The sequence below is a fragment of the Micromonospora sp. WMMD708 genome (assembly GCF_049315245.1).
GTDB lineage: Bacteria > Actinomycetota > Actinomycetes > Mycobacteriales > Micromonosporaceae > Micromonospora > Micromonospora wenchangensis.
Map to the genome: position 1 here is coordinate 5,557,344 of NZ_CP186060.1, position 16,657 is coordinate 5,574,000.

Sequence of the window (16,657 nt, forward strand, 5' to 3'; positions counted from 1 at the left end):
CAGGTCAGGACCGCGCGAAGTCGGTGACGAAGGGCCCCAGGTCGGGCTTCTTCTGGAGCATCTTCAGGTCGACCATCTGCTGCGCCATCCGGTCCAGCGCGGCGACGTCGACGTCCGCTTCGAGGGCGTTCTGCGGTTGGGCGGCGAGAGTCTCCGCCGGCACCTTCTGGCACTCGGAGAGCAACCGGAACGCCTCGTCGGTATTGGCCGGGTCGCTGAGCTGCTGCGCGGTCTCGGTGATCGCCTCGTGGAAGCGCTTGGCGGCGTCGCCCTTGCCGACGAAGCTCTTGGCGGCGACGTAGGTCGCGATGTAGATCTTGTCGCTGCTGGCGAAGGGGTCGGCCAGGCTGCGTACGTTGTCGTTGTTGTTACCCAGCAGCGAGTAGCCCAGTTGCGCGGCGTCGACCCGTCCACTGAGCACGGCGGGGACCTGCTCGGCGAAGGGCAGCGCCACGAAGCTGACGCTCTCCGGCTCGACCCCGTTGGCCTTCAGCCAGCTCGCGGTCACGATCTGGTTGATGCCGTTGATCTCGTTGACCGCGATCTTCTTGCCGGCGAGGTCGGCGGCCGCCTTGATCGGGGAGTCCTTGCCGACGAAGACGCCCTGCGCGGGCTTGGCCGGCGGCAGCGCGTTGACGTTCACCCCGGACACCATCTGGATCGGGAAGCCGGTGTTGTAGGCGTTGATCGCGGTGTAGCCGTTGACGTAGCCGAAGTCGGCCGCGCCGGACAGGACCGCGGCGACCGCCGCCGAGCCGCCCCCGGAGCGGACCAGTTCGACGTCGAGGCGGTGCTTGCCGTAGACGCCCTTCCCGATCGCCCAGGTGTTCCAGATTTCGCAGCCGAACGTGGTGACGGAGACCTTCGTGGTGCCGTCGGCGTTGTCCACAGCGCCTTCGGCGCCCCCGCAGGCGCTCGTGAAGAGCAGCGCGGCGAGGGCGACCATCGCACCGGTACGTCGTGTGTTCATCGTGATGCTCCTATGTGCTTCGCGCGTGCCCCCGACGTCTCCCACCGCCGGCGGGGCCGGTGACGGGGGTGAGGGCGTTCGGTGGATACGAAGGGACGGCTCCGCCGCGACGGATACGACCGCCTGGCTGCTGCGGTGCGGTTCCGACGCGAGCTGCATCGACTTGGTGATGGTGCTGAATGCCTGAATTGCCGGTTCGAGGGGATCAATCAGGGCCGCGAGAACCGCAGACGGCGTCACGGCATGGCCGGGCAACGCTGGTCACGGTCGGTTCGGGCGGTCGGGCTGCACCCCAGCAGCACCCTGACGCCTCGCCGACTTGCAGCGAAGGTACGGGGCCCGAAAAACCCTGTCAAGATGCGAAACGATATCTCGCATTACGCCAAGACGCGTGCGCCGGCAACCTCGCGACCCGGGGAACGCGCAGGTCGGCGGGCAGGTAACGATACGTCTCCCCTGGTTGACCGGGCCGGCGACGGCGGCTAGCTTCTCCACCAGATGCCGCCGGCCCCCGGGAGTGGACATGAGCGTGGAAGAGCCCGTCGCGGCCGTTCCCGCCATCACCCGCGCGCCGATCGGCCACTGGAAGGGACCGGAGTTCCCCGCCATCCGCCCCGGCACCGGCGCGGGCAAGGCCCTCGTTCCGTTCTGATCGGCAGCTCCGCGCCTCGGCGCACCCTGCCCGGATCCGGCCACACCGTCCGCGTCGGCCGCTCCTGTCCACCCCGTGGCGGAGCAGCCCGTCGTCGGTGACCCCAGCGCCCCGGAAGCTGCGGCAGTCCGTCGCCCGTACCCGTGACGGCCCCTCCGTCGTCGCGGCCGGCCCCGGCGCAGGAGACCGCCCACCCCCGCAACCCCAGCCGGGCAGGCGGGCCGGTCCCCACACCCCAGCGCGCGGGCGGCCGGCCCGGTACGGGCGGAGTCAGGACGACCGGCCACCCCGCGCCACCGACCCCAGCCGGTGCCGGGGTGTCCGGCATCGTCAGCCCGTCGACGCACGCTGCCCCGGCCCGGATGGTGTGGCCAGCCGGGGCCGGACACGGAAAAGCGGCCCGGTCGATACTCGACCAGGCCGCTGACCTGTTGCCTCAAGGGTGGAGCCGAGGGGACTCGAACCCCTGACCCCCACACTGCCAGTGTGGTGCGCTACCAGCTGCGCCACGGCCCCTTGCTGTCGTCCCCGGTCGCCCGGGCACGGAGAGAACTATACACACGCGGCCGAGCATGGTCATCTCGCGGGGGTCCCCGGCGGATCAGTTCAGCGCCACGTCCGGCGGGAAGTGCGCGACCGCCGCCATCATGCCGCCCTGCCGGCGCAGCACCATCGGCCACAGGTCGTCCGGCCGGTCGACGAAGGCGTCTCCGGGCAGCGCGTCGAGCACGAACCAGGAGCCGTCCTCGATCTCCTGTTCCAGCTGCCCGGAGCCCCAGCCGGAGTAGCCGGCGAACACCCGGATGCCGCCGATGCTGTCGCGCATCCGCTCCGGATCGGAGGACAGGTCGACGGTGCCGACCGCGCCGGAGATCGGCTGGAAACCCTTCAACCGGCGCATCGGATGGCGCATCCGGGCCAGGCAGATCGCCGACTCCGGCTGCACCGGGCCACCCTCGAAGAGCACCGCCGGGTGCCGGGCGAGATCGCTCCACTCGCCGAGGACGTCCGCGACGGCCACCTCGGTGGCCCGGTTGAGCACCACCCCGAGCGCCCCGTTGGCCTCGTGGGCGACCAGCAGCACCACCGTACGATCGAAGTTCGGGTCCTTGAGGGCCGGCGTCGCGACCAGCAGCCGCCCGGTCATCGACTCCACGGCACGACCGCTGATCGCCGGTCCCTCCCCCTGCGTCTCGGACATCGTCAGCCGCGCACCGGGTCCGACAACCGGGCACCACCGACCATCTGTGCTGTCACCGCCATGCCTGGCACCATAGCCTGCACCCGGTGCGGTGGCTAAGGTCTGACCGACAGGTGATCGAGGGCGGTCGAGGGAGGATCGATGGGTCCGACGGCGGACATCGCGGTGATCGGCGGTTCGGGGCTGTACGCGCTCCTCGACGACGCCACGGAACACCAGGTCGAGACCCCTTACGGCACCCCCTCGGACGTGCTCACCATCGCCACCGTGGGCGGCCGGTCGGTGGCCTTCCTGCCCCGGCACGGGCGTGATCACCGCCACCCTCCGCACCTGATCCCGTACCGGGCGAACCTGTGGGCACTGCGCACGATCGGAGTACGCCAGGTGCTCGCCCCCTGTGCCGTCGGCGGGTTGCGCCCCGAGTTGGGGCCCGGCACGTTCGTGGTGCCCGACCAGCTCATCGACCGCACCAGCGGCCGGGTGCAGACCTACTACGACCAGGGCGCGGTGCACGTGGCGTTCGGTGACCCGTACTGCCCGGTGGGGCGGCGTACCCTGCTCGACGCGGCGGCCGGGCGCGACGTGCCGGCGGTCGACGGCGGCACGGTGGTGGTGGTCGAGGGGCCCCGCTTCTCCACCCGTGCGGAATCCCGGTGGTACGCCGCGATGGGCGGCACGGTGGTCAACATGACCGGCCACCCGGAGGCGGTGCTCGCCCGCGAACTGGCCCTCTGCTACACCTCCATCGCCCTGGTCACCGACCTGGACGCCGGGGTGGAGGCGGGCGACTCGGTCACCCAGGAGGAGGTGTTCCGGGTCTTCGGCGAGAACACTGACCGGCTGCGCGGCGTACTGCTGGACGCGGTGGCCGCCCTGCCGACCGACCGCGACTGCCCCTGCGGGCACGCGCTGGACGGCATCCGGACGCCGTTCCCCCTCCCCTGACCTGTCGCCGCACGCCCCGGACGCGTCCCCGCCCCGGACAGGGCAATAGCCGGTAAAGCGCGCGGAACGCCGGCTGCCGCCCGCTAGATTCGGCAGGTCAGGGGTCCGGTCCCGGCGGACACCGGACGGGTCGGGGACACGGAGGCGGAGGGCGATGGCGACCGTCCGGGAGACCACCTACGACCTGCTCCGCGCCCTCGGCCTGACCACGGTCTTCGGCAACCCCGGCTCGACCGAGGAGCCGTTCCTCCAGGACTTCCCGGCCGACTTCCACTACGTGCACGCCCTGCACGAGGCGTCGGCGGTCGCCATGGCCGACGGGTACGCCCAGGCCACCGGCCGGCCGGCGCACGTCAACCTGCACACCGCCCCGGGCACCGGCAACGGCATGGGCAACCTGGTCACCGCGTGGCACAACCGGACGCCGCTGATCGTCTCCGCCGGGCAGCAGAGCCGGGAGATGCTGCTGATGGAGCCCCGGCTGGCCAACCGGCACCCCACCGAGCTGCCCCAGCCGTACGTGAAGTGGAGCCACGAGCCGGTGCGGGCGCAGGACGTCCCGGCGGCGTTCATGCGGGCGTACGCCACGGCGGCGCAACCGCCGAGCGGCCCGGTCTACCTCTCCCTGCCGCTGGACGACTGGCACCAGCCGGCGGACCCGCCGCCGCAGGTGCGGACGGTGTCCACCCGGTTCGCCCCCGACCCGCGTCGGCTGCGGGAGTTCGCCGCGCTGCTCGCCGCCGCCCGCAACCCGGTGCTGGTGCTCGGCGCGGCGGTGGACCGGGCCGCCGCCTGGCCGGTGGCGGCGGCGGTGGCCGAGCGGCTCGCCGCGCCGGTCTGGTCCGCGCCGGCGCCGGAGCGGGCCGCGTTCCCGGAGCACCACCCGCACTACCGGGGGGTGCTGCCGTACGCGATCGCCCCGCTGGCCGAGAAACTCACCGGGCACGACGTGGTGCTGGTGGTCGGCGCGCCGGTGTTCCGCTACTACCCGCACGTACCCGGCGACCACCTGCCGCCCGGGGCCCGGCTGCTGCACGTCACCGACGACGCGGACGAGGCCGCGCGGGCCCCGGTGGGCGACAGCCTGCTCGGTGACGCCGGGCTGACCCTGGCCGCGCTGCTGGACCTGCTGCCGGCGGCCGACCGGCCGATGCCGCCACCCCGCCCGACGCCGGAACCGCCCGGCACCGGCGACCCGCCCGACGCGGACGCGCTCTTCGCCGCGCTGGCCGCCTGCTGGCCCGCCGACGGGGTGCTGGTGCAGGAGTCACCGTCGAACCTCGCCGCGCTGCGTCGTCGGCTTCCGGTGACCCGTCCGGCGTCGTACTTCACCATGGCCAGCGGTGGGCTCGGCTACGGGCTGCCGGCCGCCGTGGGTATCGCCCTCGCCGAGCGGGACACCGGGCGGGGCCGGCCGGTCGTCGCGGTGATCGGGGACGGTTCCTTCCACTACTCGGTGCAGGCGTTGTGGACCGCCGCGCGGCTGCGGCTGCCGGTGGTCGTGCTGGTCCCGGTGAACCAGCAGTACGCCATCCTCAAGGCGTTCGCCGAGCTGAAGTCCACCCCGGGAGTGCCCGGACTGGACCTGCCGGGCCTGGACCTCACCGCCATCGCCCGGGGCTACGGCTGCGCCACCCGCGTCGTCGACGCGCTGCCCGACCTGGCCGACGCGCTCACCGGGGCGCTCCGCGCCGACGTCCCCACCGTGCTCCCCACCCCGATCAGCACCACCATCCCCACCCTCCTCTGACTGTCCTCCTCCCCGTCCGCGTCACCCGCCCGCGTCCGGGGTGATCAAGAGGTTTGCGTCACATCGGCCGGACGAGGGTGACGCAAACCTCTTGATCACCGAAGAGCGGGTGGCGTTCTGACGGGGAGCCCGGGCCGTTCTGACGGCGAGCCCGGGCACCGCGACGGCCGGGCGTTTCAGTGGGCGGTCAGGGTGAGCACCCGGCCGGTGGCGACGTCGAGCACCGGGCGTTTCCCGAGCGGGGCCGCCAACGTCACGGTGACCGGCTTGAGCACCGCCAGGTCGACGCACTCCCCGGTGCCCCGGACCACCCCGCCGCCGACGACCACCACGTCGTCGCTCTCCCGCACCAGGGCGGTGGGTCCGCTGTCGCAGGCCCCCATGCCGACCGTGTACGTCAGCCGGGCCCCGTCGACCCGTCGGAGCTGGTCGGCGCCGGCCACCCCGACCGGCAGGGACCGGTTCGGGGCGCTGGCCCCGGGTGCGGCGGTGACCGCCCGGGACGCCACCGCCAGGCGGGCCACCGGGCTGGTCAGCTCAGCCACGGTGAAGATCCAGGCGGGTACGGCGGCGACCCCCCGGCTGGTACGCACCTCGGCGGTGCCCAGGGTGACCCCGGTGACCGTGAGCGGGATGCAGGCGGCCTGGGTGGAGACGGGATCGTCCGGGCGGGTGCCGGCGGTGGGTTCGGCGGGCCGTGGTCCCCGGGGCCGCCCCTCGCACGGCGGCGGGTCGCCCTGGTCCAGTTGCCGGTACGCCTCGGCGGCGCTGATCAGCGGGACGGTCAGGGCACCGTCGGGGAACCGGATCGCCCCGTCGGCGGGTACGGCGGTCGGCAGCGCGATCTGGTCCCGGTACCAGCCGGCGCGGAAGGCCACCTCGGTGCCGGCGTCGAAGCCGGGCTGACCGGTGAGCACCGTGGCGTCCTGCAACGGCAGGTACCCACTCCACCACTCGGGGCCGGGCCGCCACGCCCCGGCGACCTCGGCGGCCCGCTCGTCGAACGCCTCCCGTTGCCGCCCCGGATCACCTCCGACCGCCCCGCCGTCCACCGCGCTGCCGTCCACCGCGCTGCCGGACGTCGCGCCTCCGGGCACCGCACTCCCGGGCACCGACCCGGCTGCCGCACACCCGCCCACCGCCATCAGGAGCCCCAACCCCCACGTCAGCCCTACGAATCGCCGCATCCCCCTGAGACGCCCACCCGTCCCTCCCGGTTCCCTCTCCTCCCGACGCCTCACCCCACCCACCGACTCCACCCACCGGCTCCGCCCCCGTCGATCAAGAGGTTCAGGTCAAGTTGATCTCCAACTCTGACGTAAATCTCTTGATCAACGCGCGCCACCCGTCAAGGCCGGGTGATCAAGAGATTTACGTCATCCGTCGCGCCGGTTCTGACGCAAAGCTCTTGATCAACGCGGCGAGGCAAGGCGAGGCAGGGCCGGGGCGAGAGGGGCGGGGGGAGACAGTGATGCGCCCCGGTCCTCGGGGGACCGGGGCGCATCATCGAGGTGGTGGAGGTGCCGGGAATCGAACCCGGGTCCTTCGCCGGTTTGTCAGGGCTTCTCCGAGCGCAGCTCGCTATGCCTCTACTCGGCCCCACCGCTCACGCGAGCAAGTTGGTGTGACGGGCCCAGTCGCTGATTGATCTCGCCGCACGGACCCCGCGACCGGGTCCGATTGGCCAGCCTTCTAGCTGATGCCGGCTAACTGGGTCGAAGGCGCTCCCAGGCCGACAGACTCACTACTCGCCTCAGGCGGCGAGAGCGAAGTCAGCGCGATTTTGCTTGGCGCTTATTGGTTTCCGACGACCGATTCTCGAGACGACGTCGGCTTCCTCGGCTCGCTTCCCCTGTCGCTGCGTACGAAGTCGAAACCAGTCACCCCCTCGACGGGCCACCGATGTGGCGGCACTGTCCAGACTAACGCCTGCCGCAACGGGTTTCATCCCGAGCCCCGGCCCGGCACGCCGAGCCGGACAGACGGGTACGAATCAGTCGTCCATCCCCTTGCCCCGGCGACCGGACACCCGGGCGATCTCCCGGTCGGCGTCCCGCTTGGCGAGGTCCTGCCGCTTGTCGTACGACTTCTTGCCCTTGGCCAGGGCGATCTCCACCTTGGCCCAGCCGTCGGAGAAGTAGACCTGCAACGGGACCATGGTCAGGCCACCCTCGCGGGTCTTGCCGATCAACTTGTCGATCTCCAGCCGCTTGAGCAGCAGCTTGCGGGTACGCCGGGGCTCGTGGTTGGTCCAGGTGCCCTGGGTGTACTCCGGAATGTGCATGCCGTGCAGGAACAGCTCGCCGTCGCGTTCCTGGGCGAAGGCGTCGACCAGCGAGGCCCGCCCGGCACGCAGCGACTTGACCTCGGTGCCGGTCAACGCCATGCCCGCCTCGTACGTGTCGAGGATGGCGTAGTCGTGGCGGGCCTTCCGGTTGGAGGCGACCACCTTGCGGCCCTTCTCCCGTGGCATCCGGCGCCACCTCCCTTCCACTACGCGCACCGACCACCCGGCCGGTGAGCGGGGATCATGCTACCCGAACGACAAGGACCCTCCCGCGCCGTTTATTCCGGCGCGGGAGGGTCCTCACGGAGAGCCCTGCGGTGACTAGACCCGCAGGTAGAAGCGGAGCGTGACCCAGGCGGTGGCGGCGCTGATCAGGCCACCGACACCGGCCATCAGCGGGAACATGAGGAAGATGTCCGACCACTGGACCGGCGAGAGCAGCCCCTCCAGCGCCTTCAACGAGCCGCTGAACAGCAGTTGCTTCGCCCCGATCAGCGCGATCAGGCCCAGCAGCGAGCCGATCAGGCCGGCCACCACCGCCTCCAGCACGAACGGCGCCTGGATGAACCAGTTCGACGCGCCGACCAGCTTCATGACCGCGACCTCACGCCGCTTGCTGTACGCGGCCACCTGGATGGTGTTCGCGACCAGCAGCAGCGCGGCGATCGCCATCACCACGGCGGCGGCCAGCGCGATGTTCTGGATCGCGGTGAGCACGTTGAAGATCTTGTCCAGCAGCCGGCTCTGGTCGACGATCACGTCGACGCCCTCGGTGCCCTGGTACTGGTCGTAGATGTTCTTGTACTGCTCCGGGTTGACCAGCTTCAGCCGGAACGACTCGGGGAGCAGGTCCGGCTTCACGGCGTTCACCAGGTCGGGCGCGTCCTGGTACATCTCCTTGAAGGTCTTGTACGCCTCGTCCTTGTTGACGTAGAGGACCTCCTTGACCAGGGGGTCGCTCTTCAGCTTGGCGTCGAGGTCGGTGCGCTGCTGCTCGGTGACGTCGGTCTTCAGGAAGATCGAGACTTCGACGTTCTTGTAGTAGAGGTCCTTCATGTCGCCGACCTGCTTGTACATCAGGCCACTGGCGCCGAGCATGGTCAGCGAGACCGCCATCGTGATGATCATCGCGACGGTCATGGTGACGTTGCGCCACAGTCCGACCAGTACCTCGGACAGGACATACTTCATCCGCATCGGGTGTTCCTCCGGCTCTCCGGCGTGAGGTGTTCGTCGTCAGGTCGTACGGCAGGGGTGGAGCGCCGGCTCACCCGTAGACGCCGCGGGCCTGGTCGCGCACGATGCGGCCGCTTTCGATCTCGACGACGCGACGGCGCATCTGGTTCACGATGTTGGAGTCGTGTGTGACCATCACGACGGTCGTGCCGGTGCGGTTGATCCGGTCCAGCAGGCGCATGATCTCGATCGAGGTGTCCGGGTCCAGGTTTCCGGTCGGCTCGTCCGCCAGCAGGATCAGCGGGCGGTTCACGAACGCCCGCGCCACCGCGACCCGCTGCTGCTCGCCACCGGACAGCTCATGCGGGTACCGGTGCTCCTTGCCACCGAGGCCGACCAGCTCCAACACCTCGGGCACGACCCGGCGGGCCACCGCCTTGGTCTTGCCGATCACCTCCAGGGCGAACGCTACGTTCTCGTAGGCGGTGCGGTTCGGCAGCAGCCGGAAGTCCTGGAAGACGCAGCCGATGGAGCGCCGGAAGTGGGGTCGCTTCCAGGAACGCATCGACGTGACGTCCTTGCCGTTGACGATGACCCGGCCCTTGTTGGGGGCGACCTCGTGCAGCAGCATCTTGATGATCGTGGACTTGCCGGAGCCGGATGGCCCGATGAAGAAGACGAACTCGCCCTTCTCGATCGAGACGGACACGTTGTCGAGCGAAGGCCGGGACGCCTTCGGGTACGTCTTCGTCACTTGCTCAAGCTGAATCACGGGTCGTGAGTCTACGCGGTGTAACCGCAGAGCCAAGTGGCACGCCCCGCCGAAGCGGGGCGCGTCATCGATTCGCCCGGTCAACCCGGCATCGACGACGCGCCCCGTTCACGCTCGATCACGCAGCGTCGTTGGCGAGCTGCTGTTGCTTGCGCCAGCGGATGCCGGCCTCGATGAAGCTGTCCAGCTCGCCGTCGAAGACCGAGGACGGATTGCCGGTCTCCTGCTCGGTTCGCAGATCCTTCACCATCTGATAAGGATGCAGGACGTACGAGCGCATCTGGTCGCCCCAGGAGCTGGTGCTGCCGGTCTTCAGGCCGGCCAGCTTCGCCTCCTCCTCCTGCCGCTTGCGCTCCAGCAGCCGGGACTGGAGCACCCGCATCGCGGAGGCCTTGTTCTGTAGCTGGGACTTCTCGTTCTGGCAGGTCACCACGATGCCGGTGGGGATGTGGGTGAGCCGCACCGCCGAGTCGGTGGTGTTGACGCTCTGCCCACCCGGCCCGGAGGACCGGTAGACGTCCACCCGGACCTCGTTCTCCGGGATGTCGATGTGGTCGGTCTGCTCGGTGACCGGCAGCACCTCCACCCCGGCGAAGCTGGTCTGCCGGCGACCCTGGTTGTCGAACGGGCTGATCCGGACCAGCCGGTGGGTGCCCGACTCGACGCTGAGCGTGCCGTAGGCGTACGGCACCTTGACGGTGAAGGTGGCGGACTTGAGGCCCGCCTCCTCGGCGTACGAGGTCTCGTAGACCTCCGTCGGGTAGCCGTGCCGTTCCGCCCAGCGCAGGTACATCCGCAGCAGCATCTCGGCGAAGTCGGCCGCGTCCACCCCACCGGCGCCCGCCCGGATGGCGACCAGCGCCTCCCGGGAGTCGTACTCGCCGGAGAGCAGGGTGCGGACCTCCATCTCCTGGATGGCCTTGGTCAGCCCGGCGATCTCGGTCTCGACCTCGCCCAGCACCCCGGAGTCGGCCTCGTCCTCGGCCAGCTCCAGCAGCACGCGGGCGTCGTCCAGCCGGGACCGCAGGCTGCCCAGCTTGCTGATCTCGCCGTTGACGTACGACAACTGCGAGGTCACCTGCTGTGCCTTGGCCTGGTCGTCCCAGAGATCCGGCGCGGACGCCTGCTCCTCCAGCCGGGCCTTCTCCTCCCGCAGGCGGTCGAGGTCGAGCACCGACTCGATGTTGCGCAGGGTCGCGTCGAGTTCCTTGAGCTGTTCGGCGTAATCGGCAGCGGTCACGACAGACAAGCGTACTGTGCGTGCGGCGGTCCGCTCACGTCACACCACCTACCAGGGCGGATGATCAACCGACCGGGGCGGTCTTGAGCCAGGACAGCGCGGCCTTGTGGTAGGCGACGGCGAACTCCAGCGCGCTGGCGTCGTACTCGTCGCCCTCCTTCTTGGCGGTCTTGACCTGTTCCCGGACGTACGCGAGGGCCTCGGTGTGGTATTCGTTGGCCGAGGCGTAGAGGTTCTTGAGCTGGCTGGCCGAGTGCAGGTTGCCGAACGCGATCCGCAGGGCGATCGGGTTGCGGATGGTGTCCCGACCGGGATTCTCCGCCAGCCAGCGGGAGAAGGTCCGCTTGCCGGCCGCGGTAATCGCGTAGGGTTGACTCATCCGCGGGCCGGGCTTGCCCAGCCGCACGAAACCACGCTCAGCCAGCACCGGCAACTCACGGTAGACCTGGCTGCGTGTCATCGACCAGTACGGCGCCAGTCGGCGCTCAGCGGCGGCCATCAGTTGGCCACCTGTCATCGGCCCCTCGTGCAACAGACCCAGCAGGGCCGCCGCGGTGGGGTTGACTCCGGAATCCGCCATGCCCTCTAAGCTGCCACTTTGCCGTCCCGGCGTCCAGGATTTCCGGATTTGCCACCCGGGAGGATTTCCAATGTGCACTGTCGGCCGACGACAGTGCTCCCAGGACCACCCCCGACCGCCGCCCCGGACCCGACCGCAGGGCGTGCCGGCCCGTCGCCCGGTCGGGCGGGCCCGGCCGGCGGGGGCGTCGTCGCACGCCACCGCCGGCCGGTCGCCGGTTCAGCCCATGTGCGGGTACGTGTGGTCGGTCGGCGGCACGAACGTCTCCTTGATGGTCCGGGGGGACATCCAGCGGACCAGGTTGTGCCACGAGCCGGCCTTGTCGTTGGTGCCGCTGGCCCGAGCGCCCCCGAACGGCTGCTGTCCGACCACCGCCCCGGTCGGCTTGTCGTTGACGTAGAAGTTGCCGGCCGCGTACCGCATCTTCTCGGCCACCGCGTCGATCACCCGGCGGTCGGTGGCGAAGACGGACCCGGTCAGCGCGTACGGGGCGATCGACTCGGCCTGGGCGACCACGTCGTCGAACCGGGCGTCGTCGAAGACGTGCACGCCCAGGATCGGCCCGAAGTACTCGGTGGTGAACGTCTCGTGGGCCGGGTCGGCGCACTCGAAGAGGGTCGGCCGGACGAACCACCCGACCGAGTCGTCGGCGGTGCCACCGGCCAGCACCCGGCAGCTGTCGTCCCCGCCGATCAGCTCCAGCGCGGCGGTGTGCCTGTCGAACGCCCGGGCGTCGATCACCGCGCCCCCGAAGTTGGCGAAATCGGTCACGTCGCCGTAGGTCAACGCGTCGGCGGTGGCGGCCAGCCGGTCCCGCAGTCCGCCCTCCCACAGCGACCGGGGCACGTACGCCCGCGAGGCGGCCGAGCACTTCTGGCCCTGGTACTCGTAGGCGCCCCGGATCAGCGCGGTGTGCAGGGCGTCGACGTCGGCGCTGGGGTGCGCGACGACGAAGTCCTTACCGCCGGTCTCCCCGACCAGCCGGGGGTAGCCCCGGTAGGAGGCGATGTTCTCGCCGACCGTGCGCCACAGCTGCTGGAAGACCCTGGTGGAGCCGGTGAAGTGGATGCCGGCCAGGTCGGCGTCGGCGAGCACCACGTCGGAGACCTCCTCGCCCCGCCCGGTGACCATGTTGATCACGCCGGGGGGCAGGCCGGCCGCCTCGAACAGCCGCATCGTGAAGTGCGCCGCGAACTGCTGGGTGGGGCCCGGCTTCCAGACCACGGTGTTGCCGAGCAGGGCCGGCGCGGACGGCAGGTTGCCGGCGATCGCGGTGAAGTTGAACGGGGTCACCGCGTAGACGAAGCCCTCCAGCGGGCGGTGGTCGAACCGGTTCCACACCCCCGGCGACGAGTTCGGCTGGGCGGCCAGCAACTCCCGGGCGAAGTGCACGTTGAACCGGAGGAAGTCGATGAACTCGCAGGCCGCGTCGATCTCGGCCTGGACGACGGTCTTGGACTGACCGAGCATGGTGGCCGCGTTGAGGGTGTCCCGCCACGGCCCGGCCAGCAGCTCGGCGGCGCGCAGGAAGACCGCGGCGCGTTCCTCGAACGGCAGCGCCCGCCACATCGGCGCGGCGTCCTTGGCGGCCCGTACGGCGGCGCGGGCGTCGTCGTGGGTGGCGTGACCGGTGACCCCGAGGACGTGCGCGTGCCGGTGCGGCTGGACCACGTCGATCGGGTCACCGCCGGCCATCCGCTGTTCACCGGCGATGGTCATCGGCAGGTCGATCCGGTCGGCGGCCAGCTCGGTCAGCCGCCGCTTCAGCCGCTCGGCGTCGGCGCTGCCCGGCTCGTAGGTGCGTACCGGCTCGTTGCGCGGCTCGGGTACGGAGAACACGGCGTCCATCACAGGCTCCTGGGCGATCTCGACAGCGGCGGCGAAATCGGACCCGCAGGCACCGACCGGACGGCCGGGCGCCGGGCACCGCGCGGGGTAGCCGATCGCGGCGGCGGGACCTCCGGTGATTCTCCCACGCCGGGCTCGCGGGGCTCACGCCCCGCCCGCCCCACACCGTGGATCACGAAGCGGACACCCCCTGCCTGTCGACGAATCATCGTCGAACATCCCACCGGACCGAAGGAAGACCGGACGGACCGGTTGTGACCGGCCGGATCCACCGCCGGTCGCCGGCACCCCTCCGGGCCGCCGGGCCGCGCCGCTTCCGCCTCGACCCGCCCGACCGAAGCCGCACCGGGACGCTGCCACCTCCCGGCCGGGCCGCACCCGGCCGGGAGCCGCCACGCCCAGCCCGGGGTGGTCCGGCCCGTCCGCGTACGCTGGTTCGCGCGAGGGTGAGGCCCGTCCCGGTGCCGGGGTGGCGCGGTGTCGAAGGGGAGACGATGAGCAACCAGCCCGGCAGCTCGACGGCCGAGTCCATCGACCGGTCGCCGGAGCAGCCGGCCGGGCACACCGGGTACGCCCCGGGCACGCCCGTGCTGGCGGTGCTGGCCCTCTGCTGGCTGGCGGCGATGCTCTGGTCCACCCGGGAGGCGATCCACTCGGCGGCGGTCGGCCTCACCGCGATCACGCTGTCCGCATTCGCCCTGCCCGGGGTGATCTCCGCCGCCCTGGTCGCCGGGGCCGCCGTCGCGCTGGCCGCGAGCGAGCTGACCGCCCGCCGGCTCGGCGACCGGGCCGCGCTGCGCTTCGCGGCGGCGATCGGGGCCGGCATGCTGGTCGGGCTGGGCACCGCGCTGGCGATCAACCTGACGTACGCCGACAACGCCACCACCAACACCATCGCCGGCACCAGCGCGGCGGCGGCCATCATCGGTGGGGCGCTCGCGGGTGCGCGTACCCCGGCCCCGGTCGGCGCGGTGGTCACCGCCGCCCTCGGCACGCTGCTGTTCGTGGTGCTGTTCAGCCAGGCCCGGGACCCGCTGTTCGACCTGTTCGGCGCGGGGGACTCCCAGGCGTCGCTGGTCGGCGCGGCGAAGTGGGTCTCCCGCACCGAGTCGCTGCTCGGCGGGCTGGTGGCCGGGCTGCTCGCCTTCGGCTACCTGACCTGGGCCCGCCGCCGGGCCGTCCGGCACGCGCCGGACGCCACGGCCCCGCGCTGGCCCGCCTACCTGCTCGCCGGGGCCGGGCCCGGCCTGCTCCTGCTGCTCACCGAGGTGATCATCCGGATCGGCGGGCGGACCCTGCTGGACCTGGCGGGCGCGTTGAGCGAGGCGGACGCGGTGGCCCAGACCAGCATGGGCACCTCGCGGATCGACAACGGCATCTGGGTGCTCTTCGTGGGCGCGTTGACCACGGTCGTCCTCTTCGGCCGTACCCTCGGCCCGGCCCCGCGCGACGACGACCCGGAGGACCCCGCCGGGGACTGACCCGGCCCCGGTCAGGACGCGGTACGCAGCAGCAGTTCCCACTCGGACGGGTCGTACCACTCCAGCTCGTGGTCCTCGGCCCCGTCGACCGTGAACTGGGCGTCCGGGTCACCGGCGAGCGCCTCGGCCACCACGTCCACGGCGGCGGCCACGTCCCCGACCGCCTCGGCCCCGTCCACGTGCAACGCGGCCACCGCCGACGCCGGCAGCGGGCCGTCGAGGTCCACCACGCTGGAGCCCAGCTCGCCGTCGCCCCGGCCGACGGCCCCGGCGGGCAGGTCCACCGACACCACCACCCGGCGGCGGGGCGCCTCGGGATCCTCCCGCAGCAGTTGCAGGGCGTCCTGGGCGGCCCGGGTGAAGGCGACGTACTCCAGCTCCTCCTCGTCGCCCTCGGCGTACCACTCGCGCAGGGCGGGGGTGACCGCGTGTCCGCCGCTGGCCGGCAGTCCCCGCTCCCGCAGCAGGGCCAGCATCGGCACGGTCGCCGGCACGTACACCCGGACCAGCTCGTCGCCCACCGTCGTCTCCCCTGGTCGTCTCCGCTCGCCGGGGCGGCGGGTGGCCGCCCCGAACGCCGATCATGCCGTACGTCCAGACCGTCATACACCGCGCACCGCCCCGGGGTAAGCCGCCGCACCCGTCGACGGCGGTGCTGGGCGGGGAAGGCTGTCGGTGGCAAACTGAGCCGAACGACGTCAAGCCGGGGGGTTTCCGTGGAGCCGAGGTTTCTCCTGCTCTCCGACGTGGCCGCCGAGCTGAACGTGTCGGACTCGCAGGTCTACCACATGGTACGCAGCGGCGAGCTGCCCGCCATCAAGATCGGCGGACGGGGACAGTGGCGGGTGGAACGGACCCGGCTGGAGGAGTACATCCAGCTCAAGTACGCCGAGACCGCCGAGTGGGTACGCGGTAACCCGCTCACCGACCGCGACCCGGAGTGACCGGGCCATCCCGCTGAGCCATTGACCCTGGGCGTTGCCGTGCCCGACAATCGACGCTGTCGGAAGCAAACGAAGGCAAACGTAGATAGTGAAGGGGGCAGCGATGGCCGACTCCCGCCGTCCGGGGCCGACCCGACCGCCGATCCGGTTACGCCCGGCCCCCGTCGCCGACCCGCCCTACGTCGACGAGGTGCCGGATCTCTGGCCCCGGCCACCCGGCCAGCTCGCCCTCGACCTGTTCGGCACGGGCCGGCCCGCCGTCGGCCGACCGACCGGCCGCCGACCCGATCCCCGACCCCGCCCCGGGCACCCGGCCGCCCCGCCCCTGCCGCCGCCCGCCACCACCACTCCCGAGGCGACCCGGGCGGCACACCGGTTCGTCGGCACCTGCCTGGAGATCCTCAACGGCTACCGGCCACCCGGGCAGATCCGGGCCCTGGTCGAGCCGGGGTTCACCGTCGAGGTGGCCGAGCAACTCGCCCGCGCCGCCGCCCGCACCCCGCAGGCACGCCGACGCTCCACCCGGCCCGCGGTCCACCTGCGTCGGCTGCGGGTGTGCCAGCCGCGCCCGGCGGCGGTCGAGGTGGCCGCCGTGGTCACCGGCGGCGGCCGGAGCTGGGCCATGGCGCTGCGCCTCGAACACCGCCGGGGCAACTGGCTCTGCACCACCCTCCAGGTCATCTGACCCGCCACCCGGCGGGATCGCTCGACCGCGCGGGACCGCTCGACCGTGTTGATCAAGAGGTTCGTGTCAACTTCGAAGATCGAACTGACGCAAACCTCTTGATCACCGAGTCAAGGGTGGGCGACG

General features: G+C 71.6%; 16 protein-coding genes, 1 tRNA gene and 1 other RNA gene. 6 read left to right on the forward strand and 12 right to left on the reverse strand.

What is annotated here, in order from left to right; genetic code table 11:
* Window positions 1-4: 4 nt before the first annotated feature.
* The gene (locus ACN260_RS24375; protein ID WP_422753225.1) at window positions 5-970 is read right to left on the reverse strand and encodes an ABC transporter substrate-binding protein; all 966 of its coding nucleotides are present in this window, start codon (window positions 968-970) and stop codon (window positions 5-7) included.
* Between the two features lie 523 nt (window positions 971-1,493).
* Between ACN260_RS24375 and ACN260_RS24380 the strand changes: the two genes are divergently transcribed.
* The gene (locus ACN260_RS24380) at window positions 1,494-1,622 is read left to right on the forward strand and encodes a hypothetical protein (protein ID WP_255553766.1); all 129 of its coding nucleotides are present in this window, start codon (window positions 1,494-1,496) and stop codon (window positions 1,620-1,622) included.
* 443 nt (window positions 1,623-2,065) lie between these two features.
* Here the strand turns inward: ACN260_RS24380 and ACN260_RS24385 are convergent.
* Window positions 2,066-2,138 (reverse strand) — tRNA-Ala (locus ACN260_RS24385).
* Window positions 2,139-2,223: 85 nt separating this feature from the next.
* The gene (locus ACN260_RS24390) at window positions 2,224-2,823 is read right to left on the reverse strand and encodes a YqgE/AlgH family protein (protein WP_088642982.1); all 600 of its coding nucleotides are present in this window, start codon (window positions 2,821-2,823) and stop codon (window positions 2,224-2,226) included.
* A gap of 141 nt (window positions 2,824-2,964) precedes the next feature.
* Here ACN260_RS24390 and ACN260_RS24395 point away from each other — a divergent pair, with 141 nt between their 5' ends.
* A complete protein-coding gene (locus ACN260_RS24395; protein WP_422753226.1) occupies window positions 2,965-3,768 on the forward strand; it encodes an S-methyl-5'-thioadenosine phosphorylase in 804 nt (267 codons plus the stop codon).
* Between the two features lie 154 nt (window positions 3,769-3,922).
* A complete protein-coding gene (gene mdlC, locus ACN260_RS24400; protein WP_422753227.1) occupies window positions 3,923-5,518 on the forward strand; it encodes a benzoylformate decarboxylase in 1,596 nt (531 codons plus the stop codon).
* A gap of 176 nt (window positions 5,519-5,694) precedes the next feature.
* On the opposite strand, the gene ACN260_RS24405 is transcribed toward mdlC, so the two are convergent.
* From ACN260_RS24405 to pruA, 8 genes are all read right to left on the reverse strand, one after another.
* Window positions 5,695-6,705, reverse strand: coding sequence for a hypothetical protein (locus ACN260_RS24405; protein WP_422753228.1), 1,011 nt, complete (start codon window positions 6,703-6,705; stop codon window positions 5,695-5,697).
* Window positions 6,706-7,030: 325 nt separating this feature from the next.
* Window positions 7,031-7,406, reverse strand: a transfer-messenger RNA (tmRNA) gene (gene ssrA, locus ACN260_RS24410).
* 105 nt (window positions 7,407-7,511) lie between these two features.
* Window positions 7,512-7,991: an SsrA-binding protein SmpB gene (smpB, locus tag ACN260_RS24415; protein WP_067306250.1), complete on the reverse strand. Its 480-nt coding sequence runs from the start codon at window positions 7,989-7,991 to the stop codon at window positions 7,512-7,514.
* A 135-nt stretch (window positions 7,992-8,126) separates the two neighbouring features.
* Window positions 8,127-9,002 carry a permease-like cell division protein FtsX gene (gene ftsX, locus ACN260_RS24420; protein ID WP_204956570.1) on the reverse strand — a complete coding sequence of 292 codons (876 nt, stop codon included), beginning with the start codon at window positions 9,000-9,002 and terminating at the stop codon, window positions 8,127-8,129.
* Window positions 9,003-9,072: 70 nt separating this feature from the next.
* Window positions 9,073-9,753: a cell division ATP-binding protein FtsE gene (ftsE, locus tag ACN260_RS24425; RefSeq protein WP_088642977.1), complete on the reverse strand. Its 681-nt coding sequence runs from the start codon at window positions 9,751-9,753 to the stop codon at window positions 9,073-9,075.
* A 118-nt stretch (window positions 9,754-9,871) separates the two neighbouring features.
* A complete protein-coding gene (gene prfB, locus ACN260_RS24430; protein ID WP_422753229.1) occupies window positions 9,872-10,993 on the reverse strand; it encodes a peptide chain release factor 2 in 1,122 nt (373 codons plus the stop codon).
* A gap of 64 nt (window positions 10,994-11,057) precedes the next feature.
* Window positions 11,058-11,573 (reverse strand): PadR family transcriptional regulator, encoded by a 516-nt coding sequence (locus ACN260_RS24435; protein ID WP_067306179.1) that lies wholly within the window; start codon window positions 11,571-11,573, stop codon window positions 11,058-11,060.
* A gap of 219 nt (window positions 11,574-11,792) precedes the next feature.
* Window positions 11,793-13,421, reverse strand: coding sequence for an L-glutamate gamma-semialdehyde dehydrogenase (gene pruA / locus ACN260_RS24440; RefSeq protein WP_422753230.1), 1,629 nt, complete (start codon window positions 13,419-13,421; stop codon window positions 11,793-11,795).
* 494 nt (window positions 13,422-13,915) lie between these two features.
* On the opposite strand from pruA, the gene ACN260_RS24445 reads away from it, so the two are divergent.
* The gene (locus ACN260_RS24445) at window positions 13,916-14,902 is read left to right on the forward strand and encodes a hypothetical protein (RefSeq protein ID WP_422753231.1); all 987 of its coding nucleotides are present in this window, start codon (window positions 13,916-13,918) and stop codon (window positions 14,900-14,902) included.
* Between the two features lie 11 nt (window positions 14,903-14,913).
* Here ACN260_RS24445 and ACN260_RS24450 read toward each other — a convergent pair whose 3' ends face one another.
* Window positions 14,914-15,423, reverse strand: coding sequence for a DUF6912 family protein (locus ACN260_RS24450; protein WP_422753232.1), 510 nt, complete (start codon window positions 15,421-15,423; stop codon window positions 14,914-14,916).
* A 195-nt stretch (window positions 15,424-15,618) separates the two neighbouring features.
* Between ACN260_RS24450 and ACN260_RS24455 the strand changes: the two genes are divergently transcribed.
* Together ACN260_RS24455 and ACN260_RS24460 are read left to right on the forward strand one after the other, a co-directional pair.
* Window positions 15,619-15,846, forward strand: a complete 228-nt coding sequence (locus ACN260_RS24455; protein WP_422753233.1) for a helix-turn-helix domain-containing protein — start codon at window positions 15,619-15,621, stop codon at window positions 15,844-15,846.
* Between the two features lie 103 nt (window positions 15,847-15,949).
* Window positions 15,950-16,531, forward strand: a complete 582-nt coding sequence (locus ACN260_RS24460) for an Rv3235 family protein (RefSeq protein ID WP_422753234.1) — start codon at window positions 15,950-15,952, stop codon at window positions 16,529-16,531.
* Window positions 16,532-16,657 lie beyond the last annotated feature (126 nt).